The following is a 26,280-nucleotide window of genomic DNA, read 5'->3' on the forward strand; positions in this document are numbered from 1 at the left end:
ATTTTTGATAATAAGCACCCATAACACACTGCGATAACAGAAGAGGATATTCATAAAATGGCAGAGAGGACAAAAATTATCCCCCTTATTCGTCTGATAACGTTGGCAGCAGGATTGGTCATCGTAGGAGGCGTATCCGCTTCTGTGATCGAAGTCAATACCCAAACGCTTCCCGTTATCGGTCATGCACCTGTCGTGACTGATGTTCAATTTAATAATAAGACACCCGCCGTTAATGACACGGTCACCGCTGATCCAAAGATAACGGATGCAGATAAGGATGCATTAGAAACATCACTTTTTCAATGGAAACTCGATGGTAAAAATATTTCAGGAGCCACGCAAAATAGCTATAAACTCGTCCCCGGCGATGGCAATGGAAAACAACTGTCGGTCGAGGTCACGCCACAAACCGACCCTAAAATCACAGAACCAGCAACTGGCGCTATATTCACTTCATCAACTCTCACTACTAGAGGGCTGGCACCAGAAGCTCATGATGTGAAAATTGATGGTCAGCCAGAGCCTGGTAGATTACTGACCGGAAATTATCGCTACCTTGATGGGGACAGCCCGAGCGATCCTGAGAGTGGAACCAGTTTCGAGTGGTTCTGTTTTCGTAACAATAATCATCAGGCGATATCAACAAGCAGAACTTATCACATACAAGATGCAGATATAGGGTGTGAAATTTATTTCAATGTCATCCCTCGCTCATCAAGCGGAACACCGAGTACAGGTGCGCAAGTTCAATCGAATAAGGTCACTGTAGCTAAAGCAATACCATCACATCTAGTAGAAATATATAACGGCAACCAAATAGGGAATCGCTCCGGATATGGGTACAATATGGTGATAAATTATTCGCACCTCGGTTATGGCAAACCGATATCAATAATCATCAGTGAATACAAGAACGAAAATATTAATGTGACAAGAAAGTATCAGGTTGGTAAGAAGACTTACAGTGGTTCAATTGTTACTGACGACGGAAACACTATAAAGTTTGGAAACAATGCAGTATCCAGTATCGGGGAAACTATTTATCTTGTGGTCCGCGTTGATTTTCCAAACGGCAAATTTGCCCACGCGACATCGTCTAAAATAGTACTGCAGCGTTAGTAATTTGCTCACTCAAAACCCTAGCCATTTGGTTAGGGTTTTTCCAGCCATTGAGAGGAAAAGCTGAAAAGCATGCTCCTGTTAATCGTCAACAACCTGTTTACCAATAACTCAAAAAAATTCCGACAAATAAGATAAAACCAACATAGTTATTATTCATAAAAGCTTTAAAACAGGGAGCACGCTCTCTATTGACCATCAGTTTTTGCTGATAAGCAAATAACCCCACAACCAGCGCCAGAGAAAAATAGTAAATGCTCCCCAGAGCAGCCAATGATCCCACAGCCACCAGCAAGCCGACCATCAGTAATTGCAGTAACCCAATAATTAATTTGTCATACTGGCCAAATAAAATGGCTGTTGATTTCACGCCGATTTTTAAATCATCGTCACGGTCAACCATGGCATATTGCGTGTCGTAAATCACTGACCAAATAATATTTATGAAAAACAATACCCAGCATACTAACGGGAGTGTTTCACCCACCGCAGAGAAAGCCATTGGAATCGACCAGCCAAATGCTGCGCCCAGTACAACCTGAGGTAAATGACTGACTCTTTTAACAAAAGGGTAAATCCATGCCAAAGCAAGCGCCGCAATGGACAACCAAATTGTCATTAAATTTAAAGTTAAAACCAGCAAGAAGGACACACCCACTAAACTTGCAAACAATATTTTTGCTTCTTTTTCTGTCACGTCACCACTCGGGAGTGGGCGGTGTTTAGTCCGCTCTACGTGGCCATCAAAATGACGGTCAGCAAAGTCATTAATAACACAACCAGCTGCACGCATAAAAAATACGCCGGCAGTAAATACAATTAAAAGATGTAAACTTGGCGTACCTTGAGCCGCAATCCATAATGCCCAATACGTCGGCCACAATAGCAACAGTGAACCAATGGGTCTATCAATACGCATTAAACGGCTGTATGCATGCCATTTACTGAGCGTCATACTTCCCTCCACTTTGTCGTGCTCCTTTTCGAATTCCATCATACTTCAAATTGGGTATATTTTAATACCACCAACCTCTGCAACTTACTGATTTATATTTGTTGGCATAGTGTCATTGCAGAAACCTGAAAATTCAAAATACTTAGGATAGTTAACGATATGCAGGTGATTCAGGTAAAAATATTTCGGTTAATAATAAGGGTTTATCCGATAATCTTAACCGAGAACAACGTACCCAACGGTTTGCGCAAGAACCAATATGAATATAATCTCGAGTTAAGCTGTCACGGCTAAATAAATAACGCCCTAACGGCATTCTCCCAATATCCACCAGCTGCTGATCATCATCAGTCAGTGTTTCTTCAGGGATTACCGTTCGGCCCAGTAACCAAGGGATACCATCTCCATACATGACAACTTCTCTGACCCAATAACGCTGGCTTTCAGGTAAAGACTGCACTTCATCCGCACTTAGCTTATCTTGCGATACATAGCGCTCTAAATAAGGTATCACGGTAACTTGCTGGCTATGTTGCTCAAAACGTTTTGTCATGGAGCCAAGCTCTAATAGCCAATCTAATACATTGGCAGGCACTATTTTATCGTTCTCCGCCAGCCAGTGAATCGGCTGAGAAGTAAAAAGCGTTTCATCCATTACTTAAAATTCCACCATGAATAACATGGTTATGATTTACTGTATTTCTTACACAATAGGATATCACGTTGTTTTACGACAAGGTTAAAGTTAGCTAACAATTTATATAAAAAGTCACATTTTCAACACAAAATGTAAAAATATAGTGAAAAGTTTTTTAAATACTAGCTAGTTATCGATAATAATAAAATTCATTAATATCGTAACAAAATAGATTTAGTTGCTTGAAAAATAGTCGATTAAACAATCGTTCAATTAAACAAAATGTCGACTAAACAATATAAGGCAGGAAGCTCCTACCTTATATTGAAGTATTTAAATAATACGTTAGTAATTTATCGCCAAGCTTTATAGCTATTAATCAAACCATTGGTCGAACTATCATGACTACTCACGGTATCACTATTTTCTAATTCAGGCAGGATACGGCTTGCGAGCTGTTTACCTAATTCAACCCCCCATTGGTCGAAAGTAAAGATGTTTAAAATCGCCCCTTGGGTGAAAATTTTGTGCTCATACATGGCAATCAATGCACCTAACGAATATGGTGTAATTGATTTCAATAAAATAGAGTTAGTTGGACGGTTGCCTTCAAACACTTTATAAGGCGCAACATATTCCATATCTGCTACATTTTTACCTTGTGCAGCAAATTCAGCATCGACCACTTCACGAGTTTTACCAAATGCTAGTGCTTCGGTTTGCGCAAAGAAATTCGATAACAATTTTTCATGGTGATCCCCTAACGGGTTATGAGTTACCGCAGGTGCGATAAAATCACATGGGATCATCTTCGTTCCTTGGTGGATCAACTGATAAAACGCATGTTGGCCATTGGTTCCTGGCTCCCCCCAAATAATTGGACCAGTTTGATAAGTAACAGGTTTTCCATCACGACCAATATATTTACCGTTCGACTCCATATTGCCTTGTTGGAAGTATGCGGCAAAGCGATGCATGTATTGGTCGTATGGCAGAATCGCTTCAGTTTCTGCTTCAAAAAAATTGTTGTACCAAATGCCAATCAAACCCAACAACACCGGGATGTTTTTTTCTAATGGAGTTTGGGTAAAATGTTTATCCATCGCATGGGCGCCGCTCAATAATTGAACGAAATTATCAAAGCCAACCGATAAAATAATCGATAAACCAATTGCTGACCATAATGAATAGCGGCCACCAACCCAATCCCAGAATTCAAACATATTGTTGGTATCAATACCAAACTTCGCAACTTCTTCGCTATTCGTTGAAAGCGCCACAAAATGCTTAGCAACTTGGCTTTCATCTTTTGCCGCAGCCAAGAACCAATCACGAGCAGAATGCGCATTAGTCATGGTTTCTTGCGTTGTAAAGGTTTTTGACGCAATTAAGAACAATGTCGTTTCTGGATTCAGTGTTTTCAACGTTTCAGCGATTTGCGTGCCATCCACATTAGAAACAAAGTGCATATTTAGGTGGTTTTTGTATGGTCGTAGTGCTTCTGTCACCATAAATGGACCAAGGTCAGAACCACCAATACCGATGTTCACCACATCAGTAATCGCTTTACCGGTGTACCCTTTCCAATCACCGCTGATAATGCGCTGACTAAATTGCTGCATTTTATCCAATACCGCATTCACTTCAGGCATGACATCTTTGCCATCGACATAAACAGGGGTGTTATCGCGGTTGCGCAAAGCAGTATGTAATACCGCACGGTCTTCAGTACGGTTAATTTTCTCACCTTGGAACATGCTGTTGATAGCGCTTTCTAGCTCTGTTTCTTTTGCTAAGGCTAATAAATGTTCCAATGTTTCTTGTGTAATTCTATTTTTGGAGAAATCCACTAAGATTTGACCATCGAACGTCGCCGAAAAATGAGTAAAGCGGTCTTTATCCTGTGCAAACAAATCGCGCATATGAACATTTTTCATTTGCGCAAAATGTTGCTCTAGCGCCCGCCATGCAGCCGTTTGGCTTGGATTAATACTTCTCATGGATAACACTCTCCAAATAATATTAAATAGAAATAGATTGTACCCCGTCACGAAAACGAGACTTATCGGTTTTCTGCGTTATATTGATATTCCCCAATTCTGCCGCACTTTTCCAGACTTAATTACCCCTTTTATTGAAATACGCACTTTCAATGCATACCACTTAAAAAATAGCAGGTATATGCTCTCAATAATTCAATGAACGCAGTCAACACCCACACAGCTTGAAGTATGACGAGTATATTGAGAAAACCGATAATAAATTACCTATCATTAGAATTACTGATTTACTTCGATTCTTGATTGACGCAATCCCATTTACCCGATAAATCTATATAAAGATTAGGTTTAACCAAAGGGATTGACACCATGAATACCGCAGCGCCTTCAACAGACAACCATCAGTATGTTATCGCCAAATTTGGCGGCACCAGCGTCGCTAACTTTGAAGCGATGAACAACAGCGCCAATATCGTTCTTTCCAACCCAAATGTGCGAGTTGTGGTACTTTCAGCTTCTGCTGGCATTACCAATTTATTAATCGAACTGGCTGAAGGCTGCGATGCGGATAAACGCAATGAACTGCTGAAAAAAGTGAAAGATATTCAATATGCAATTATTGATAATCTACAAACAGCTGATGTTATTCGTGAAGAAATCAATCGGTTACTTGATAATATTGCACATTTAGCTGATTCGGCTGCTTTAGCCACTTCCGATGCATTAACGGATGAAATGGTCAGCCATGGCGAATTAATGTCAACCTTACTATTTGTTGAAGTACTACGCCAACGTAATGCTAATTCCCAATGGTTTGATGTACGCAAAGTAATGAGAACAAATGACAGCTTTGGTCGTGCTGAGCCAGAGTTGACTCAACTAAAAGCATTGTCAGAACAACAACTCATGCCGCGCCTTGCCGAGTCGGTTGTGATCACTCAAGGGTTTATTGGCCGTGATGAAAAAGGCCGCACGACAACGCTTGGCCGTGGTGGAAGTGACTACACTGCCGCTCTGTTAGCTGAAGTACTTAATTTATCACGTGTCGATATTTGGACTGATGTTCCTGGAATTTACACCACAGACCCTCGCGTCGTACCGAGTGCCCAACGGATTGATGAAATTGCTTTCGATGAAGCCGCTGAAATGGCGACTTTTGGTGCAAAAATTTTGCATCCAGCGACACTCCTTCCTGCAGTACGTGCCGGGATCCCTGTTTTTGTTGGTTCAAGTAAAGCTCCCGAAGCTGGCGGTACCATTGTGTGTGATAAAACCACTAATCCACCACAATTTAGGGCATTAGCACTGCGCCGCAAACAAACGCTACTCACCTTACACAGCCTAAAAATGCTGCATGCGCGAGGCTTCTTAGCGGAAATTTTCACCATTTTACTGCGCCACAATATTTCAGTGGATTTAATTACAACGTCAGAAGTCAGTGTTGCACTAACCTTAGATACAACGGGTTCAACGGGAACTAACGGCAGCTTACTCACCAATGCGCTGATGACAGAGTTATCCGCATTATGTCGTGTCGAAGTAGAAGAGAATTTAGCGCTCGTCGCAATCATTGGTAATGAGCTGTCGCAAGTGAATGGCCTAGGAAGGCAAATTTTTGGCGCACTTGAGTCATTCAATATTCGCATGATCAGCTATGGCGCAAGTAGCCACAATATTTGTTTATTGGTTCCTGGGAATGATGCTGAAGAGATCGTTCGTACCTTGCACAGTAACTTATTTGAATAGTGTCGAAGTTTGATCAAAATACCAAAAGGCGATCATCACGATCGCCTTCTCTATTATAAAATTAATCCCTTCCCGTATTTTTACTGGGTTGCGCAACACTGTTGGTGTATTGCAACATTTTGCCCGTCACACCTTTATTCTGTGTTAAAAGCGCTAAATTTCCTTTTGCTGTTTCATTACCGAGTTCTACTGCTCGCTCAAACCACATTACCGAACGGAAAATATTTTTTTCGCCCCCCTCGCCTCGTGCATACATCACCGCAAGGTTATTTTGTGCATCGCTGTTCTTTTTAAATGCCGCTTTTTCCAGCAATTGCCGAGCTTTCTGTGAGTTTTTCGCTACACCCGTTCCCGTTAAATAAAAGATAGCTAACTGGTTTTGAGCTTCGATGCTATCTTCTTGTGCCAGTTGCAGCCAACTCACAATTTTATTGACATCCACATTTTTCAACTCACCAGACACATACATCTTCGCTAACTTAATTTGAGCTGCATTACCATCACTGTTAGCAAGTGACATATACCATTCAATGGCCTTTTCAGGGTCTTTTTTAACGCCACCTAACCCTTTTTCATAGAATTCAGCCACTTTCATTCCTGCATCTTGGGATTTGTTTTGTGCCGCACGTTCATACCAGATAAAGGCTTCAGCGAGGTCTTTTCCAACGCCATCACCTTGTTCATAGGCTTTCGCAATCGCCAGTTGGGCTGCAATACTATTTTGTTGCGCAGCGCGTTTATACCAGTACATCGCTTGGTAGCTATTCTTTTCTATTGCACTATGGCCTTCTTGATAAAAGTCACCCATATTCACTTGTGCTGTCGCAGAGCCCATATTGGCGGCTTGGCGATATAAGTAAATCGCCATTTCGTCGTCCGGCTCTACACCTTCGCCATTTTCATACATCACCGCTAAATTATTCACAGCGGCAGCAATATTATTTCCCGCACTTCTTTCATACCATTCTCTCGCCTTTTGGTAATCGGTATCACCACCTAGCCCATCATGATAAAACAGTCCCATCGCAAACTGTGCGTTAGCGTGTTCTTGCTCTGCGGCCTCTGTATACCATGCTTTCGCTTGTTTTAAATTTCGCTCTACCCCAATACCATGTTCATATAAGTAACCCATCGCATATTGGCAATAAGCATCACCTTTTTCGGCACCTCGGCGATACCATTGTTCCGCTTGTTGGTACTTTTCCTGATTGTGCAACAACATTCCAAGGTAGTAATCGCCATCTGTATTATCTCGGTCAGCTACCTTTTTAAACCAACGATAAGCCTCTTGCTCATTGGCAGCTAAAAACTCAGTCCCATCCATATAAGCAAGCCCAACATCCACCATTGCTTCTTCATCTCCGGCATTTGCTAGTTGCAATTTTGCTTTGAATTCATCAGGAATTGGCGTACTTTTAGGCTGCGCCTGTAGCGCATTTGGCTTATCTTTCGCAGAAGGTGCTTCAACGGTATTGCCAGCTTGCGCAAGGGAAATACCGCTAACATAGAGAACTAACAGAAAAGAACGTAATTTCATCACCATGACCTATTTATTGGCGTTATCTCATTAACATATCATTCCAATAAATAATTCATAAGGGATGTTAGCTGAAAAAGTAGAATAATAGGGAAATTATTCAGAAAATGGAGGAGACGCCGGCTCTTGCTGAAACTTTTGTCTCCGAAATAAACCCCAGAGCTTAATTAACGCGGTAACCACCATGTTTACTGGCAAATAAATTAAATTTACCCCACTCAATTAACAGAGCTTCCAATGTGCGGTGGCTGATCTTACACAGTTCAGAGATCTGAGAAACAACAAAGTGATTTTCGCTCACCAGTTCTGGTGAAAACACTTCCGCAATCCACTCACACTCTTTCGTGGTCACCAGCCAACCGTCATTGGTCGAAAATTTATGTACGGGTACCATGCCGTCTTTAGGGCTTTCTTGGGATAACAGTTTATTTTCATCAACTTGGGCTTGATGAAAAGCAGCGATTTCTTCCTCTGAAGGGACGGGTTCTACCGCTAAATTCTCTTCTAAAAACAGGTAAATTTCTTCTGCTCTTGCCGGTGTAAGCTCGCTTTTTAACCAGATTTGATTAAAACAGTGCTCATTCAGTGAATCATCGGTATCAAGCTTATCCATGATCTGTAAAACACTCATCATGGCGCTCACCGCGTCTTCACTCATCATAAACGTTTCAGGCGCAGCACTGTTTTGGATCTGATAAGGAAAAACCGCCGAGCGTGGCAGTTCTTCTTCAATAATAAATTCATAGCTCATCATTGGACCCCTCTAATGTATTACCTATAAGATGGTGCCGAATACATGAAAAATCAATGTATTGATCTGGTTTTAATCTTCAGGGTCATAAGCTAAGTTTGGTGCTAACCAACGCTCCAACTCCGTTACCGACATCCCTTTACGTTTTGCGTAGTCCTCAATTTGGTCTTTTTGTAGCTGAGCTACGGCAAAATATTTACTTTCCGGGTGGCTAAAATACCAGCCTGATACCGAAGCGCCTGGCCACATCGCATAGGAACTGGTGAGTTTCATGCCAATTTGCGTTTCTACATCCAATAACTGCCAAATTTTGGCCTTTTCTGTGTGCTCAGGACAAGCCGGATACCCCGGTGCAGGGCGGATACCTTGGTAATTTTCACGAATAAGCTCTTCATTACTCAAGTTTTCATCAGCTGCATAGCCCCAATATTGCCTACGGACTTGTTGGTGTAGATATTCAGCAAATGCCTCCGCTAGCCTATCCGCCAGCGCTTTAACCATAATTTTATTATAATCATCATGCTGTTGTTCATATTCATCAGCAAGCGCGTCTTCTTCTAAGCCCCCTGTCACTGCGAAAGCCCCAATATAATCGGCTTTACCGCTGTTTTTTGGCGCGACAAAGTCAGATAAACAATAGTTTGGAAACTCAGTTTTTAAGGTTTGCTGGCGTAAATTCAGCCCCATCACTTGTACATGGCTTCTTGACTCATCGGTATAAATTTCTACATCATCGCCAACTCGGTTTGCAGGGAATAAGCCAAAAATACCTTTTGGCGTTAGTAAACTTTCTTTATCAAGCTTATCTAACATATTATTGGCATCTTTCAATAGCTTACGTGCTTCAGAACCAACCACTTCATCTTCTAAGATCCGCGGGTATTTCCCCGCCAGCGACCAAGTCATAAAAAATGGCGTCCAATCAATATAGTCTCTCAGCGTTGAAATAGATGCTGTGACTTCTTGAATACCCTGGAATTTTGGTACAGGTGGTTGATAGTTTTGCCAGTCAATATTTACCGCATTCGCACGTGCCACATCCAGTGCCACCGGTGGTGTTTTTGGCCTTCTTCGACCATGCTGCTGGCGTACGGTGTCGTATTCACGGCGCGTACGCGCAACAAAATCTGCTTTTTGTGTTGCTGACAATAACGCCGAGACAACCCCCACTGTTCGGGAAGCATTTTGCACGTAAGTTGTTGGCCCACTGTAATTTGGCTCAATTTTCACAGCGGTATGTGCTTTTGATGTCGTCGCCCCACCAATCAGTAATGGTAAGGTAAATCCTTGTCTTTCCATCTCTTTAGCGACATGCACCATTTCATCAAGAGATGGCGTAATCAAACCAGATAACCCAATAATATCGACGTTTTCTTCACGCGCGGTTTTTAGAATAGTTTCACATGGGACCATCACACCTAAATCAATGATTTCATAGTTATTACACTGTAAAACAACACCAACAATATTTTTACCAATATCATGGACATCGCCTTTTACCGTAGCGAGTAAGATTTTTCCTGCACTGCTACCTGATTGTTTAAGCTCTTGAATATAAGGCTCTAAATAGGCGACTGCTTGTTTCATTACACGGGCGGATTTCACCACTTGAGGTAAGAACATTTTGCCTTCCCCAAACAGGTCTCCAACCACATTCATACCGTTCATCAAGGGGCCTTCAATCACTTCGATTGGGCTAGAAGCACGTTGGCGAGTTTCTTCAGTATCTTCAATAATAAATTCGGTAATACCTTTCACTAGTGCATATTCAAGGCGCTTTTCAACTTCCCAACTACGCCATTCCGCTTGTTGAACTTGCTGCTCTCCTGCCCCGGCTCCACGGTATTTTTCTGCCAGTTCAAGTAAGCGTTCCGTACTGTCATCACGACGATTTAAAATCACATCTTCAACAGCGTCTTTTAATTCAGAAGGTAAGTCATCATAGATAGCGAGCTGCCCCGCATTAACGATCCCCATATCCATTCCATTACGAATGGCGTAGTACAAGAAAACAGCATGAATCGCTTCGCGTACAGGGTCGTTCCCTCTAAATGAAAAAGAGACGTTGGAAACTCCGCCAGAAATCATCGCATGAGGTAATTGAGCCTTGATATCCTTACAGACCTCAATAAAATCAACTGCATAGTTATTGTGCTCTTCAATTCCTGTGGCTACGGCAAAAATATTTGGGTCAAAAATAATATCTTCAGGAGGGAAGCCCACCTCTTCGGTCAGGATCTGATAAGCACGGCGACAAATTTCAATTTTCCGTTCACGTGTATCTGCTTGGCCAACTTCATCAAATGCCATGACGACCACGGCAGCACCATATTTGCGCAATAGTTTAGCGTGCTCAATAAATGCCTCAACCCCCTCTTTCATTGAGATTGAATTGACGATCCCCTTACCTTGTATGCACTTAAGCCCCGCCTCGATGACCTCCCACTTTGAGGAGTCAATCATAATCGGCACGCGCGCAATATCAGGTTCGCCAGCAATGAGATTCAAGAAACGTACCATCGCCGCATGGGAGTCCAACATCCCTTCATCCATATTGATGTCGATGATTTGTGCGCCATTTTCAACTTGCTGACGAGCCACATCTAAGGCTTCTTGGTAATTTTCTTCTTTAATCAGCCGCTTAAATTTTGCTGAACCTGTCACGTTGGTTCTTTCCCCGACGTTCACAAATAATGATTTTTTGCCAATATTTAGCGGTTCTAAACCAGATAAACGGCATTCAACAGGCAGTGACGGTAATTGGCGTGGAGTGATGCCTTTTACTGCATCTGCCATTTTTTTGATATGTAATGGCGTCGTTCCACAACATCCACCAACAATATTTAAGAACCCTGCGGTTGCCCATTCATGAATTTGTTCGGCCATATTTTGCGCATCAAGGTCATACTCACCAAACGCATTGGGTAGCCCTGCATTGGGGTGCGCACTGACATAACATTCAGCAATTCTTGATAATTCAGCAATATACTGGCGTAACTCATTAGGACCTAATGCACAATTCAAGCCAAATGATATCGGCTGAGCATGGCGTAATGAGTTATAAAATGCTTCTGTTGTTTGCCCTGATAATGTTCGACCGGAGGCATCCGTGATCGTCCCCGAGATCATAATCGGTAAAGAAACGCCCAAAGCTTCCAATTCGGTTTCTACCGCAAAGATCGCGGCCTTCGCATTTAATGTATCAAAAATGGTTTCGATCATGATCAGATCGACCCCACCTTTTACTAAAGATCGGGTAGATTCTCGGTAAGCTTCAACGAGTTGATCAAAGGTGATATTGCGATAAGCGGGATCATTAACATCCGGAGAAATAGAAGCGGTGCGGTTTGTCGGGCCTAAGACTCCAGCAACATAACGCGGTTGCTCTGGCGTTTTACGTGTCCACTCATCAGCACATTCACGAGCAAGACGTGCAGCAACTTCATTAATTTCAGCGGAAAGAGATTCCATTTTATAATCAGCCATCGCAATGGATGTTGAGTTAAAAGTATTGGTTTCAACAATATCAGCACCAGCTTCAAAGTATTGAGAATGGATATCTCGAATGATATCTGGCTGAGTTAAGACTAATAGGTCATTATTTCCCTTTAAATCACTCGGCCAATCTGCAAATCGCTCTCCGCGAAACTGGGCTTCCGACAACTTATGTTGTTGGATCATTGTTCCCATTGCACCATCTAATACCAATATACGTTTTTTTAATTCTTGTTCTAATTGATTAACTTTTGCGGACACTGCACTGCCCTCCTGAAATGGAACACTGAGAAATAAGTCAAATTTTTACTTTTAACATCCTATCACAACTTCTCTCGTGAAAATTCGCTGTTATGATGAGAGTTTTTCAAGGTTGCACAAGAGCACACTTTTCACTGATCCGATGAGTATTTTCAAGTGAAATAGTTCATAATAGAAGCTAAATGACAGTCAGGAGAGACTTAATGGCAACGGCACCAATTACTAAGAAACTTAAAAAAGCAAAAGGGCCGGCGAGTGGCGCAGCTGCAGCAGGACAAGTTCAATCATTAAGTCGTGGATTAACACTGTTGGAATATATTTCCGAATCAACAGGGGGAATCGCCCTCACTGACCTTGCGATGCAAGCTGGCTTACCCAACTCAACAACACATCGCCTATTAATGACGTTGGAACAGCATGGATTTGTTCGGCAAACTGGCGATTTAGGCCTATGGGTTATTGCTTCCCATGCTTTTATCATTGGTAGTAGCTTCTTAGAGAGTCGTAATTTGTTAGCTCTCGTTCACCCGATACTGCGCCGCTTAATGGATGAATCTGGGGAAACCGTCAATTTAGCTATCCTAGACCATACAGAGTACGATGCCGTCATTGTTGACCAAGTACAATGCAATGCGCTAATGAGAATGTCAGCACCGATCGGTGGAAAACTGCCATTACACGCTTCGGGTGCAGGCAAAGCGTTCATTGCTAATTTAACAGAAGACAAACTGGTTCCACTTTTAAGCCGTAAAGGTTTACATGCTTATACGCCTTATACACTAACTAACCCATCCGCCTTAAAAGAGAATTTACAACAGGCTAAAAAGCAAGGTTTTTCTTATGATGATGAAGAGCATGCTTTAGGGTTACGTTGTATTGGAGCTTGTATTTATGATGAGCACAAAGAAGCGTTTGCAGCTATTTCTATTTCAGGCCCATTATCACGTATCACTGATGACCGTATTACTGAATTAGGCGCTATGGTTATCAAGGCCGCAAAAGAAATAAGCCATGAATATGGTGCAAACCGCTAACTCAATAGTAAAGAGTGAAATACAAAGCAACCTGTATTTCACTTTAGCTTAATCTCACAAAGTTTTTTACTGCCCTCTAATCACCTTGTTGGTTTGTTGATACATTAGGCAACTGCGAGGTCTTTTCAAATAACTTAAATTTTTGCATATCACGGTACTTTTCAATAAGTGCCAACGCGATAGCCTCTGTTTCAGCATCCGCTTGTCCTTCAATATCTCTCGGCCGGAAATGCAGTTGGAAAGCACGTAATGTTTCTTTCGTCTGTGAATCTAACTGACCTGATAGAGGAATTGTTGAATAGCCGTAAAAATGAAGGGCTTTTTGAATGCGTAACACGTTTGCAGGCTCATTGGCATTACGCCCCGCCAGAAATTTAGCCACGGTTTTAGGATCTGGCCAAGCCCCTATACCATGTTGAGCAAGACGCTGCCATGGAAATGCCTTGCCTGGATCTTGCTTACGCAGTGGTGCGATATCACTGTGACCAATAATATTTTCTGGAGGAATGTTATAACGCTGCATAATATCTTGGAGGAGAGGGATCAACGCAACAATTTGTGCTTCATTATAAGGAGCCCAATATCGTTTTCCTTTTACATCTTTTTGTAATCCAGCATTGACGATTTCAATCCCAATAGAAGTATCATTCAAACCATTATGGTGTAACCAATAACTTTCACCTGCATGCCATGATTTTAACGACTCAGGAACGAGTTGTAATACAACAGGCCGGCCATTTTTAGTTTCAGGTACACTTGGAATGAGATAGTGAGAACTCACTTGACCTTGTGTTAGTGTGGCTATAGAACGCACATCATCAGAAACGGTGTAGTGAATAATGACATATTGAATACGTTGACTACTATTTTTTGATGGATAACGGTTATCGAGATAGTACCCCTTGTTCGAGGCTGAACAGCCTAATAGTAAAAAGGCAAATAATATCCCTATATATTTGAACATCGAACCATAACCTTACTCTATTGTTGATTAAGCTTTATTTAAGCATTCTGTAGTCATCAATACTATCAACTTTCATACATTAACGACAAAACGATGCTTATTATTCATAAGAATATAGTCAAAACGGTGAAATAACTGTTCAAATACATAGTGTTAACACCTTCTTAGTTCATATTAGAAACAAAAAGTTTTCATTATTCTGTAGAAAGTTCCTCTTGCATTAAAAAGTAGGAGATATCACAAAAACAGAAGCAAGTACTAGAAAAATTATCATTATGAGTTCCAACAAATTCATCGACCATTAAAATAAAGATAAATTGATTATTTTTATTTCTAGAAGCTGATTTTAAATTATTTTCAATTTTAAGTAGTTATCATAAAAATGATTTTCCATCGACTATGCTAAATTAATCGTTTAGTTCTCTGTAACGTATAAGTTATAAAATATTTTCTTATACTAGCGATTTCTAAAAAGAATAAGGTAATTCATAAAATTTTATAAAGAGAAATAAAAAATAACCTTACTTAAATTACTGCTAGCTCATTTTTTCATACTCAACCTGCTTAGCAATTATTTTAGTAACTTCATTAATATCAATATCTAAAAAAATGACAATTTCAATTAGTTTATCTAAGCTCAATTTATTAATACCTAATTCATACCGTGATACCTGCTGTTGACTCAAATGAATAATTGAGCCTAACTCATTTCCTGACAATCCCTTACTCACTCTAGCCTTACGTAAATGATTACCTAATAATGCATAAACATTTTTCTTTTTAGCTATATGCATAACCATCTCCTAAATTTAAATAAGAAAAATAATTTAGCTAGTATTATTCATTATAAAATTAACCATAACTATTTAAAATAGTTACGAGTAATCAAAAAGCACAAGATTGATAGGCAAACATCATTTTTATATACAAAAGAAAAAGAACTAAGTAATATTTATAAAGTAATCCATTGCTTTATAACAGTTTTTTCATTTTTTTAATAAAATTATATTCCTATATGTTTATTTTTACCAAATCGATAATTTAATATATTTTTACATTTTAAATGCTATTAGTAATAATTAGTAACTAATAAAAATAATTATATGTTTTTTATTATTAAATAATTTCCACTTTATATGTTAAATTTATACATACATAAAAACTGGATTTACTCATTTTTTATATCAAAAAAATAGATTAATAATTTATTTTATTATTAATAAATTCAAAAAATCAGGCTAATAATCTGATTTAGGTCTAAAAATAACAATCCCAGCCTTCCCTTTTAAATAAATATTCAGTTCAATATCAATGACCTGAAAATTTCTACGCAATGAGGACGCATTTCTAAATATTGTTTTCTTCCCTTTACGTATTACAACCCCAACATGGCTCACATCTAACCCATTATTTCCTGAATAAATACCAATGTAATCCCCCGTTTTTAATCTTAATAATAAATCATCATCCACATACTTAGCTGGAATATAGTTAATTGACCTATTCTTGATGGGTAATCCCGATATATATCTCTGATCATGATATTTTAAATTAAGTTGTTTATTTACCTTAACAGCATGTGAACTTATTTCACTGGTAATATCTGCCACAATAGCTTCAGGTTCTTGCGCCCAATCAGAAAAAAAATGCCGACGATGTTTAAAGGTGATATTTTGGTTGATATACCTAATATTGGTTAAATTTAACACAAACTGTTCATAGTTTTTCGAACGCTTAAAAGCCTCGATGTACTCTATGAATGTCATACAGTCCATCTCTTTCAAATTAATCACTAATTCTTCGGCTAAGAGTGGGCTCATATTCAATGTTTGTTTATTGTAAGGTGTGGCTAAAAAGTATTGAGTCAATGCATCAATTTTTTCTGCCTGTGAGGCATTGTGTAATTGCATTTCAGTTTGCTTATTAAAAACTTCAGTTAAAATGTTATATGACCCGGAAGCTAAAACAACCTCAGCCTTAACAAAATTTGCCAACAACAATATAAATGCAGCTGTAGCTAGCCTTAACATTCTGCCACTCTTCTCATTAATACAGCCTAACCTTCGACAATTATCTAATTGAATTTTGATGATAAAATAACCAAAAAAGCCACTATAGCATGCTTATTTGCCTATTTCCTACCCTATCCATACCATATTACAAATTTGATTCAGATCACAGATAGCTTCGAATATTCATTTTCTATATTGCAACGCCTTCGCTTTCATTGAACAATGTTACCGGTAACATTGATGCTATAGTACTAGAGTAAATAACGATAGGCACAACCCAAATTGACTTGCAGTTTGATTCATCTTTTTACTGCACTATGGAGCAATTATCATGAGCGTGACCACCTCTAAAGAGACAAATCCTTCGGTGATCAATAAAGAACTTGATCGCATCACTCAACGTATCATCTCTCGTTCAGTGAAGACTCGAGCTGCTTATCTCAAAAAAATAGAGCAGGCTCGTAGTATGACCGTCCATCGAGCATCACTCGCTTGTGGTAACCTTGCCCATGGCTTTGCAGCATGCCAAAGTGAAGAAAAACAAATTCTTAAAAGCATGACTCGCTCTGATATTGCTATCATCAACTCCTACAATGATATGCTTTCAGCGCATCGCCCCTATGACAAGTACCCAGAACAACTCAAAAAAGCATTATTAGAAGCAGGCTCAATTGGCCAAGTCGCTGCAGGTGTTCCCGCAATGTGCGATGGTGTAACACAAGGTCAAGATGGGATGGAGCTATCGATGCTAAGTCGAGATGTCATTGCAATGTCAACCGCCATTGGCCTATCCCATAATATGTTTGATGGCGCACTCTATTTAGGTATTTGCGACAAAATTGTTCCAGGTTTAATGCTTGGCGCACTTTCATTTGGCCACCTTCCTGCGATATTTGTCCCAGCAGGCCCAATGGCAACAGGCTTACCAAATAAAGAAAAGGTTCGCATTCGCCAGCTGTATGCTGAAGGCAAAGTTGATAGACTCGCCTTATTAGAAGCGGAAGCTGCGTCTTATCATGGTATCGGCACTTGTACTTTTTATGGTACTGCCAACTCAAATCAAATGATGATGGAAGTGATGGGATTACATCTCCCCGGCGCATCATTTGTACCACCTGATTCTCCACTACGAGATGCATTAACAGAAGCTGCCGCACGACAAATTACGCGTTTAACTGAACAATCAGGTCAGTACTTACCTATCGGTCAACTGGTTAACGAAAAAGTGATTGTCAACGGCATCGTCGCATTACTTGCAACAGGCGGCTCAACTAACTTGACCATGCATCTTGTGGCTATAGCTAGAGCTGCTGGGATCATTATCAATTGGGATGATTTCTCCGATATTTCTGCCATTGTTCCACTTATTTGCCGTATCTATCCTAATGGCCAAGCGGATATCAACCAATTCCAAGCCGCAGGTGGCGTCGCTTTGCTTATCCACCAGCTATTGCAAAAAGGTTTATTGCATAATGATGTTCATACCGTCTCAGGATTTGGGCTGGCACGTTATACTATGGAACCATGGCTAAATAATGGTCAACTAGAATGGCGAGAAGGCCCTAAAACCTCATTCAATCCTGAAGTTATTGCTGAAATAGACCGCCCTTTCTCACCTCATGGCGGTACAAAATTACTCTCAGGGAATTTAGGACGCGCTGTGATGAAAACATCAGCAGTTCCTGAAGAAAATCAAATCATTGAAGCTCCAGCAGTCGTATTTAATAACCAAAATGAGATCGCAGCGCACTTTGAAGCTGGCGAACTCAATAAAGATTGTATCATCGTTGTCCGCTTCCAAGGACCATCTGCAAATGGTATGCCTGAGCTTCACAAGCTAATGCCACCTCTTGGTGTCCTTATGGATAAAGGCTACAAGGTCGCGCTAGTCACTGATGGTCGCTTATCCGGTGCATCCGGCAAAGTACCATCCGCAATTCATGTCACACCTGAAGCTTACAATGGCGGATTGTTAGCAAAAGTAAAAAATGGCGATATTATTAGGGTAAATGCATTGACTGGGGAATTACAATTACTGGTTGATGAAGAAGAACTCAATAAGCGCCAACCCTTTGAAGCTGATTTAACTGCTGAACATAGTGGGTGTGGAAGGGAACTTTTCGGTGCGTTAAGAAGACACTTATCAGGTGCCGAAGAAGGCGCTTGTAGCATTGATTTTTAATCTATTTTCATTGAATAGGAATAAAAAATGAATAATTGGAAAATAACCGCTGAAAGCGTATTAAAACAAGGCCCTGTCGTCCCTGTTATTGTTATAAAAAAATTAGAACAAGCGGTTCCTCTTGCAAAAGCACTAGTCAAAGGTGGCATTAAAGTTTTAGAAGTCACTTTACGTACTGAATGTGCTATTGATGCTATTCGCCTCATTGCCAAAGAAGTACCTGAGGCGATTATTGGCGCGGGTACTGTTATCAATGCAAAACAACTCGCTGAAGTCACTGAAGCGGGAGCACAATTTGCAATTAGCCCCGGCTTGACGGATGAATTACTCAATGCCGCTACCAAAGGAAATATTCCTTTAATCCCTGGTATTTCAACTGTTTCTGAGCTTATGCTTGGTATGCAATATGGCTTAAAAGAGTTTAAATTTTTCCCAGCGGAAGCCAACGGTGGCGTTAAGGCGCTAAAAGCTATTGCCGGCCCTTTCTCACAAGTCAAATTTTGCCCAACGGGTGGAATATCACTCGCTAATTACCTTAGTTATTTAGAGCTAGATAGTGTTCTGTGCATTGGCGGCTCTTGGTTAGTTCCTGAAGAGGCTTTGAATTCAGGTAATTACGAAAAAATCACCCAACTTGCACAAGAGGCTGTACAAGGCGCAAAAAAATAACGACACGAAAAACGACTCAGTCCCTTGCTGGGTCGTTTTTAACTGCCTTTAATGAATACTATTATAATTATACAACCTCATTGAAGTTATGACAAAAACGTAATTCTTCACGGTAGGCATAAACATCTTCTACGTGCCCCGCTAAAATCCTATTTTGTAACTTTTGCCAATAATCTGCTGAAAATAAATCTGCGTGATATTGTTGCAAGTAATGACGAATTTTCTCATTTTGGCAAATAAAAGAAGCAAACTCTTCGGGGAAAACATCTTGCTCCCCAATGCTATACCATGGCTCACCAGATAACTCTTGCTCAGGGTATAATGGCTCCGGAATTTTACGAAAATTCACTTCAGTCATATAACAGATTTCATCATAATCGTAAAAAACAACACGCCCATGCCGCGTTACCCCAAAGTTTTTAAATAACATATCTCCAGGAAAAATATTTGCAGCCGCTAATTGCTTAATCGCCCAGCCATATTCATTTAATGCATTATGCAATTGTGTATCAGAGGCATTATCCATATAAATATTCAATGGAATCATCTTTCTTTCCATATACAGATGACGAATCAATATGTTATCACCTAAATCTTCAATTTGAGATGGAGCCTCTTTCAATAACTCCGCCATTAATTCATCACTGATGGAGGATTTACTAATCACAAAATTTTCAAATTCTTGGGTATCCGCCATACGGCCAACTCTATCGTGCTCTTTAACCAAACGATAGCATTCTAAGACCCGTTCTCGTGTTACCTGTTTTTGTGGTGCAAATCGGTCCTTAATAATTTTAAAAACCCGATCGAAAGAAGGCGATGTAAAAACCAGCATCACCATTCCTTTCACACCTGGTGCAACCGTAAATTGCTCTCGTGAAAAATTAATATAGGCGAGATACTCTCTGTAATACTCTGTTTTTCCATGCTTTTGACAGCCAATTGCCATATATAATTCAGCAATTGACTTACTGGGTAAGATCTCCCTCAACCAAAAAACCAGTGCTGCAGGAAAAGGAGCATACACCATAAAATAGGAACGAGCGAAACCAAACACAATACTGGCTTCATCAAACTCGGTTAAACACGTATCAATATAAATGTGCTGACAATCATCATGATGAATAGGAAGTAAGAATGGATAGACCTCATCATTAATATAAATTTTACCAATCAGCCAAGCTGCCTTATTACGATAAAATAGCTCATTTGCGATATGAAAGCTGACTTTCTGGCTTTCAATATCGGAAAATTTTGTTTTTAATACATTGATAATACAATGAATATCTAAATTTAAATTCCGCCATTTTAACCTTAGCGGTAACCCACTTAATATAGTAAACAATAACTCATCTAAATTATTATTAACAAAGTATTCGCGAGCTAGAGGCCTAGGAGCAATAGAAAAGCGTCTCGCAGGCTGAGACGTAAAAATAAATAGGTTATCTTGTGTCAGCTCCCGATGCCGAAATAACCGACAGTAAACAGAATTAAAAAAGCTTTCCGCTATTTCAAACCTTGGGTAATCCGGTAATAAGGTTTTATAAATATTTTTTATCTGTGCCAGTTTATCGGGTGTTAAAGATTGAACTAACCCCATAAACTGTAGCTGAGCGACAACTAAGCCAACATGGTGGTCATACAGTTGAATTCGTCTTTTCATCGCATGCTGAATTGCATGCCAATCTGCTTGTTCAAACCGTTCTTGTGCACCTGAGGTTATTTCAAGAAAACGACCATATTGTGCATCAAACCCTTGTAAAATGGTCTGCGCTATTATCTGTTCTGTCGTCAATATCATAACCACTCCTATTAGAATACAGACTCATTTTGAATAAAAAACAGGCACTAAACGTGCCTGAAAAATTAACAGATATAGCTAACCAACAAAGACACCAGAAACACCGATCAAAAGGAAAATAATCTAACTAGAATTGCTCTTCTTCAGTCGACCCAGTTAAAGCCGTCACTGATGAAGCACCACCTTGAATAACGGTTGTTACTTTATCAAAATAACCTGTTCCCACCTCTTGTTGATGCGAAGAGAAGGTGTAGCCCTTATTCATTGCGGCAAATTCACATTCTTGAACTTTTTCAACATAATGCTTCATGCCTTCACCTTGTGCATAGGAGTGGGCTAAATCAAACATGTTGAACCACATACTGTGAATACCTGCTAGCGTAATAAATTGGAAGCGATAGCCCATTGCTGAAAGTTCATCTTGGAAACGCGCGATCGTGCTGTCATCTAAATTCTTTTTCCAATTAAATGATGGAGAGCAGTTATAAGCTAATAATTTACCAGGAAATTTAGCATGAATAGCCTCAGCGAACTGCCTTGCTGCTTCAAGGTCAGGTTTTGACGTTTCACACCAAACAAGATCTGCATATGGTGCATACGCTAGCCCGCGGCTAATCGCTTGCTCAATTCCTGCTTTGGTACGGAAAAAACCTTCAGAGGTGCGTTCTCCAGTAACAAAAGCCGCATCATAAGCATCGCAGTCTGATGTTAGAAGATCGGCTGCATCGGCATCTGTTCTAGCAACCAAAATAGTTGGTACACCTGAAACATCCGCCGCTAAACGAGCAGCAACCAGCTTCTGAATCGCTTCTTGAGTAGGTACAAGGACTTTCCCACCCATATGACCACACTTCTTAACCGCGGCTAATTGATCTTCAAAATGGACAGCCGCAGCCCCTGCCTCTATCATATTTTTCATAAGTTCGAAGGCATTTAATACGCCACCAAACCCAGCTTCCGCATCCGCGATAATAGGTAAAAAATAATCAATATACTCTTTGTTGTCAGGGCCAATACCATTCGCCCACTGAATTTGGTCTGCACGACGGAAAGTATTATTAATTTTCTTAACGACCGATGGTACTGAATCAACAGGGTAAAGTGATTGGTCTGGATACATACTTGATGAAGTATTTGCATCCGCGGCTACCTGCCAACCTGACAAATAAATAGCTTCAATACCGGCTTTCGCTTGTTGTAACGCTTGCCCACCGGTTAAAGCTCCCAGTGCATTTACATAACCTTTCTTTGAACCACCATGTAATTGCTCCCAAAAGCGTTCTGCACCTTTGCGTGCTAAAGAGTGTTCGATATTCACAGAACCACGTAATTTCACTACTTCTTCCGCAGTATATGGGCGAGTAATACCTTTCCAACGTGGTTTTTTCCATTCACTTTCTAATTGGGCAATTTGTTCTAAGCGCGATGTAGTCATGATCCACTTCCTTTATAAGAATATGTAGGGTTTATCGAATTTTCTATTTACTATGCTTAATCTAATAATTGGTATCCGGGGATAGTTAGGAATTCTATCAGCTCATCCTGCGTTGTTATGCGCCTCATTAATTCCGCAGCCTCACGAAAGCGGCCGCTTTGAAAGCGCTTATCACCAAGTTCTTTTTGGATAACCTGTAACTCTTCATCCAGCATTTCTTCAAATAATGCCTTAGTGACTTTTTCACCGGTAGACAATGTTTTACCGTGGCGGATCCATTGCCAAATTGAAGTACGTGAAATTTCTGCTGTCGCAGCATCTTCCATCAAACCATAGATAGGTACACAGCCATTCCCTGAAATCCATGATTCAATATATTGCACTGCAACACGAATATTAGCCCGCATCCCCACCTCGGTTCGTTCGCCCTCACAAGGCTCTAATAGCTGGTCAGCCGTAATTTCTTCATCGAAATCACGAGATACATGTAGCTGGTTTTGGTGCCGACCAAGTGCTTGATCAAACACATTCATAACGGTATCCGCTAAGCCCGGATGTGCAACCCAAGAGCCATCGTGCCCATTTTTCGCTTCTAATTCTTTGTCCGCTTTTACTTTCGCTAAAATAGTTTCATTTTCTTGAGGATCTTTGCTCGGTATAAAAGCAGACATTCCTCCCATAGCAAATGCGCCACGGCGATGGCACGTTTTAATTAATAAGCGCGAATAAGCACTTAAAAATGATTGTGTCATTGTGACAACTTGGCGGTCAGGCAATACTCGGTCTGCATGCTCTTTCAGTGTTTTGATATAACTGAATATGTAGTCCCAGCGCCCACAATTCAGCCCCACGATGTGGTGACGCATGTGATACAAGATTTCATCCATTTGGAACACTGCGGGTAATGTTTCAATCAGCACGGTGGCTTTAATCGTTCCCCGAGGTATACCCACTAGATCCTCTGCCATACTAAAGACATCGCTCCACCATTTAGCTTCTTGCCAAGACTCAAGTTTTGGGATGTAAAAATAAGGGCCACTTCCTTTTTCTAATAACGCTTGGTAGTTATTAAAAAAGTAAATAGCGAAATCAAATAGCCCACCAGGAATCGGTTTATTTCCTGATAAAACGTGTTTTTCATCTAAATGAAGACCACGAACACGCGCAATCAAAACAGCAGGGTTTGATTTTAATTGGTAGACTTTTCCATTTTCATTGGTATAAGAAATATCGCCGCGAACTGCATCCCTTAAATTGACTTGTCCATCGATCAATTTTTCCCATGAAGGTGAGAGGGAATCTTCAAAATCTGCCATAAATACTTTTACATTGGCATTCAAAGCATTAATAACCATTTTACGTTCAACCGGCCCCGTAATTTCGACACGGCGATCTTGTAAATCCTCAGGAATACCTTGTATTTTCCAATCTGATTTTTTTATGGAATCAAATTCCGAAATAAAATCAGGTAAAGAACCTGCATCTATCTTTTGCTGTCTGAGCACTCTATCTTTTAATAGTTTTTCTCTATGAGGAAGAAACTCTTCAACCAATCTAGAAAGAAATGCAATAGAATCAGTATGTAATACTTGATTATCAAGCTGTTTAATATTCTTTGTGAATGTTAATTCCGATATAGATAATTGCTGCTCCATCGACCAAACCCTCATTCATCGTTGATTATGAATTAAGCATAAGATCAAAATAGAAATAAATCAAAAACGATTTCCATTTTATTTAAATGCAACTTCATTATATTGATAAATATGAGTTTTTAATAAAATTAAAAATTGATTACCCATTCCTTTAACTAGATTAAAATGTTAAATAGTCGTTAAATCAACTAATTATAGAAAACTGCATTTTTAAAATTTTTCTTTGGAAACAAAAAAAGCAGCTAAAAATAGCTGCTTTCAGACTAACTGTGGCTCAACTTTTTACTATATAAGCTTGATTTAAACTGGTAGAACCAGTAAAAAAACTTATTTTATTGCAATTCTTAAATTTATATTTCTTTTTTTAATCTAACGTTGGTTCCATATTCGTAAGATCAAAAGGTGTGATCTGGTACACATAATAATTCAACCAATTTGAGAACAACAAGTGCCCATGACTACGCCAACTCACGATCGGGGGGTTGTTGGGATCATCATTTTTGAAATAATTGCATGGGATCTGAGGAGAAATACCAGCATCTAGATCACGCCAATATTCTTGTGCAAGAGTATCTCCATCATATTCAGGATGGCCTGTCACAAATGCTAAGCGTTTGTCTTTTGACCCAAACAAATAAGCACCAGCCTCCTGTGAACTTGCTAAAATCTCTAGGTCAGTATGCTGTCGGATAAGATCTTCAGGAAAATCAGCGTATCGAGAGTGAGGCGCATAAAATGAGCCATCAAACCCTCTAGTTAATAAAGCGTACGGCTCTAACGTATCATGCTGATAAATACCTGATAATTTTTCTTCTCTTGTCCATTTTGGTAAGTCATACAATACCTTTAAAGCCGCTTGTACAGCCCAACACACAAAAAGGGTTGATGTCACATGTTGCTTCGCCCAAGCTATCACCTTTTCTATTTGCTGCCAGTATAATACGTCATTAAACTCAACTAGGCCTAACGGAGCTCCCGTTACAATTAACCCATCAAAATTTTGATCCTGTATCTCTTCAAAATCACAATAAAAAGTATCCAAGTGCTTTGTTGGAGTATTTTTTGATTCTCGTTGATCAATTCGTAATAGTTGAATATCAACCTGTAATGGTGTGTTTGACAATAAACGGAGAAACTGATTTTCAGTTTCTATTTTTTTTGGCATCAAATTGAGTATTAATACTTTCAAGGGACGGATCTCCTGATGACTTGCTCTTGTTGTTGTCATAACAAAAACATTTTCTTCTCTCAAGAAATTAACTGCCGGTAATTCATCTGGTAAACGAATAGGCATCATTCATCCCCTTTTATCTGTTTATACGTTTAGACTTCTAGAATGCTAAATAATCTAACCAATGTTTTTCATCTTGTCGAGCGTTTCAAGGTTAAATGAAATAATTTCAAGCACTGTAACTTATAGCTTATTTCTAATGATTATATACAACCATTAATCTTTTTATTTTCAATATATTGTATTAGTGACTACTATTTTTATTTACCATAAGCTATTTAAATTTTTCGATAAATTATATCTAAGATACCGTTATTTGATTAGCCTATCAGGTTAGCTTCTATACCACCGACCAAGTTATGGTGATGATTTAATTTCCATTACAAATATGAAATCGGAGTTGTTACTCACTACTGTTGCTCAAGCAATCGAATTCATCGTGGCAATAGGAAAACATCAAAATCATCATATCCATTTGATTTAATTTAAAAATCCCCGCCACATCAACAATATGTGAGCTGTTACTCACTACTTTGTATCTCTAATTAGCATTCACCCTCTAAATACATTGAAGATACAATTTAATTTTTCCCAACTACAACTACACTTCTTATTTCTCCATCGCTTTATATCTAGGTTTTTTATCACCCCATACTCCTTTTCTAACCAAATAGAGGTGAGCTGTTACTCACTACTTTGCCTCAATTAATTCCATTCATTTCGGTGATAAGTAAATCACTAACCCACGATATCCATGGGTTTTACTAAAACTCCGCTCCCCACCAAACAACTT

18 protein-coding genes are annotated in these 26,280 nt (G+C 39.7%); 5 read left to right on the forward strand and 13 right to left on the reverse strand.

Annotated elements, in window-relative coordinates; all coding sequences use genetic code 11:
• Positions 1 to 57 precede the first annotated feature (57 nt).
• A complete protein-coding gene (locus PR725_RS18520) occupies positions 58 to 1,122 on the forward strand; it encodes a hypothetical protein (protein ID WP_196719076.1) in 1,065 nt (354 codons plus the stop codon).
• A 100-nt stretch (positions 1,123 to 1,222) separates the two neighbouring features.
• Here PR725_RS18520 and ubiA read toward each other — a convergent pair whose 3' ends face one another.
• From ubiA to pgi, 3 genes are all read right to left on the reverse strand, one after another.
• Positions 1,223 to 2,077, reverse strand: coding sequence for a 4-hydroxybenzoate octaprenyltransferase (gene ubiA, locus PR725_RS18525; RefSeq protein ID WP_196719075.1), 855 nt, complete (start codon positions 2,075 to 2,077; stop codon positions 1,223 to 1,225).
• A gap of 151 nt (positions 2,078 to 2,228) precedes the next feature.
• Positions 2,229 to 2,732: a chorismate lyase gene (ubiC, locus tag PR725_RS18530; protein ID WP_004915228.1), complete on the reverse strand. Its 504-nt coding sequence runs from the start codon at positions 2,730 to 2,732 to the stop codon at positions 2,229 to 2,231.
• Between the two features lie 335 nt (positions 2,733 to 3,067).
• The gene (gene pgi, locus PR725_RS18535) at positions 3,068 to 4,714 is read right to left on the reverse strand and encodes a glucose-6-phosphate isomerase (RefSeq protein WP_004915231.1); all 1,647 of its coding nucleotides are present in this window, start codon (positions 4,712 to 4,714) and stop codon (positions 3,068 to 3,070) included.
• A 369-nt stretch (positions 4,715 to 5,083) separates the two neighbouring features.
• Here pgi and lysC point away from each other — a divergent pair, with 369 nt between their 5' ends.
• Positions 5,084 to 6,460 (forward strand): lysine-sensitive aspartokinase 3, encoded by a 1,377-nt coding sequence (gene lysC / locus PR725_RS18540; protein ID WP_109913078.1) that lies wholly within the window; start codon positions 5,084 to 5,086, stop codon positions 6,458 to 6,460.
• Between the two features lie 61 nt (positions 6,461 to 6,521).
• Here the strand turns inward: lysC and PR725_RS18545 are convergent, their stop codons facing one another.
• The 3 genes from PR725_RS18545 to metH form a co-directional block, all read right to left on the reverse strand.
• On the reverse strand, positions 6,522 to 7,997 hold the full coding sequence (locus tag PR725_RS18545; RefSeq protein ID WP_109913079.1) for a tetratricopeptide repeat protein: 1,476 nt from the start codon (positions 7,995 to 7,997) through the stop codon (positions 6,522 to 6,524).
• Positions 7,998 to 8,160: 163 nt separating this feature from the next.
• Positions 8,161 to 8,751, reverse strand: a complete 591-nt coding sequence (locus PR725_RS18550; protein WP_181937095.1) for a hypothetical protein — start codon at positions 8,749 to 8,751, stop codon at positions 8,161 to 8,163.
• 69 nt (positions 8,752 to 8,820) lie between these two features.
• Positions 8,821 to 12,504, reverse strand: coding sequence for a methionine synthase (gene metH, locus PR725_RS18555; RefSeq protein WP_117163063.1), 3,684 nt, complete (start codon positions 12,502 to 12,504; stop codon positions 8,821 to 8,823).
• Between the two features lie 203 nt (positions 12,505 to 12,707).
• Between metH and iclR the strand changes: the two genes are divergently transcribed.
• On the forward strand, positions 12,708 to 13,538 hold the full coding sequence (iclR, locus tag PR725_RS18560; RefSeq protein WP_004915246.1) for a glyoxylate bypass operon transcriptional repressor IclR: 831 nt from the start codon (positions 12,708 to 12,710) through the stop codon (positions 13,536 to 13,538).
• A gap of 76 nt (positions 13,539 to 13,614) precedes the next feature.
• Here the strand turns inward: iclR and PR725_RS18565 are convergent, their stop codons facing one another.
• The 3 genes from PR725_RS18565 to PR725_RS18575 all read right to left on the reverse strand — a co-directional run bounded on the left by PR725_RS18565 (position 13,615) and on the right by PR725_RS18575 (position 16,532).
• Positions 13,615 to 14,502 carry an N-acetylmuramoyl-L-alanine amidase gene (locus PR725_RS18565; protein WP_109913082.1) on the reverse strand — a complete coding sequence of 296 codons (888 nt, stop codon included), beginning with the start codon at positions 14,500 to 14,502 and terminating at the stop codon, positions 13,615 to 13,617.
• Positions 14,503 to 15,038: 536 nt separating this feature from the next.
• Positions 15,039 to 15,296, reverse strand: a complete 258-nt coding sequence (locus PR725_RS18570; RefSeq protein WP_004915254.1) for a helix-turn-helix domain-containing protein — start codon at positions 15,294 to 15,296, stop codon at positions 15,039 to 15,041.
• Between the two features lie 444 nt (positions 15,297 to 15,740).
• The gene (locus PR725_RS18575) at positions 15,741 to 16,532 is read right to left on the reverse strand and encodes an N-acetylmuramoyl-L-alanine amidase-like domain-containing protein (RefSeq protein ID WP_109913083.1); all 792 of its coding nucleotides are present in this window, start codon (positions 16,530 to 16,532) and stop codon (positions 15,741 to 15,743) included.
• 313 nt (positions 16,533 to 16,845) lie between these two features.
• Between PR725_RS18575 and edd the strand changes: the two genes are divergently transcribed.
• A complete protein-coding gene (gene edd / locus PR725_RS18580; RefSeq protein WP_184957495.1) occupies positions 16,846 to 18,696 on the forward strand; it encodes a phosphogluconate dehydratase in 1,851 nt (616 codons plus the stop codon).
• 27 nt (positions 18,697 to 18,723) lie between these two features.
• Positions 18,724 to 19,365: a bifunctional 4-hydroxy-2-oxoglutarate aldolase/2-dehydro-3-deoxy-phosphogluconate aldolase gene (locus PR725_RS18585; RefSeq protein WP_109913084.1), complete on the forward strand. Its 642-nt coding sequence runs from the start codon at positions 18,724 to 18,726 to the stop codon at positions 19,363 to 19,365.
• 67 nt (positions 19,366 to 19,432) lie between these two features.
• On the opposite strand, the gene aceK is transcribed toward PR725_RS18585, so the two are convergent.
• The 4 genes from aceK to metA all read right to left on the reverse strand — a co-directional run bounded on the left by aceK (position 19,433) and on the right by metA (position 25,550).
• Positions 19,433 to 21,166 (reverse strand): bifunctional isocitrate dehydrogenase kinase/phosphatase, encoded by a 1,734-nt coding sequence (aceK, locus tag PR725_RS18590; protein ID WP_196719072.1) that lies wholly within the window; start codon positions 21,164 to 21,166, stop codon positions 19,433 to 19,435.
• A gap of 127 nt (positions 21,167 to 21,293) precedes the next feature.
• Positions 21,294 to 22,601 carry an isocitrate lyase gene (aceA, locus tag PR725_RS18595; RefSeq protein ID WP_004915268.1) on the reverse strand — a complete coding sequence of 436 codons (1,308 nt, stop codon included), beginning with the start codon at positions 22,599 to 22,601 and terminating at the stop codon, positions 21,294 to 21,296.
• Positions 22,602 to 22,657: 56 nt separating this feature from the next.
• Positions 22,658 to 24,256: a malate synthase A gene (gene aceB / locus PR725_RS18600; protein ID WP_110731448.1), complete on the reverse strand. Its 1,599-nt coding sequence runs from the start codon at positions 24,254 to 24,256 to the stop codon at positions 22,658 to 22,660.
• Between the two features lie 364 nt (positions 24,257 to 24,620).
• On the reverse strand, positions 24,621 to 25,550 hold the full coding sequence (metA, locus tag PR725_RS18605) for a homoserine O-acetyltransferase MetA (RefSeq protein ID WP_004915271.1): 930 nt from the start codon (positions 25,548 to 25,550) through the stop codon (positions 24,621 to 24,623).
• Positions 25,551 to 26,280 lie beyond the last annotated feature (730 nt).

The organism is Providencia sp. PROV255 (assembly GCF_028478065.1).
Classification (GTDB): Bacteria; Pseudomonadota; Gammaproteobacteria; order Enterobacterales; family Enterobacteriaceae; genus Providencia; species Providencia rettgeri.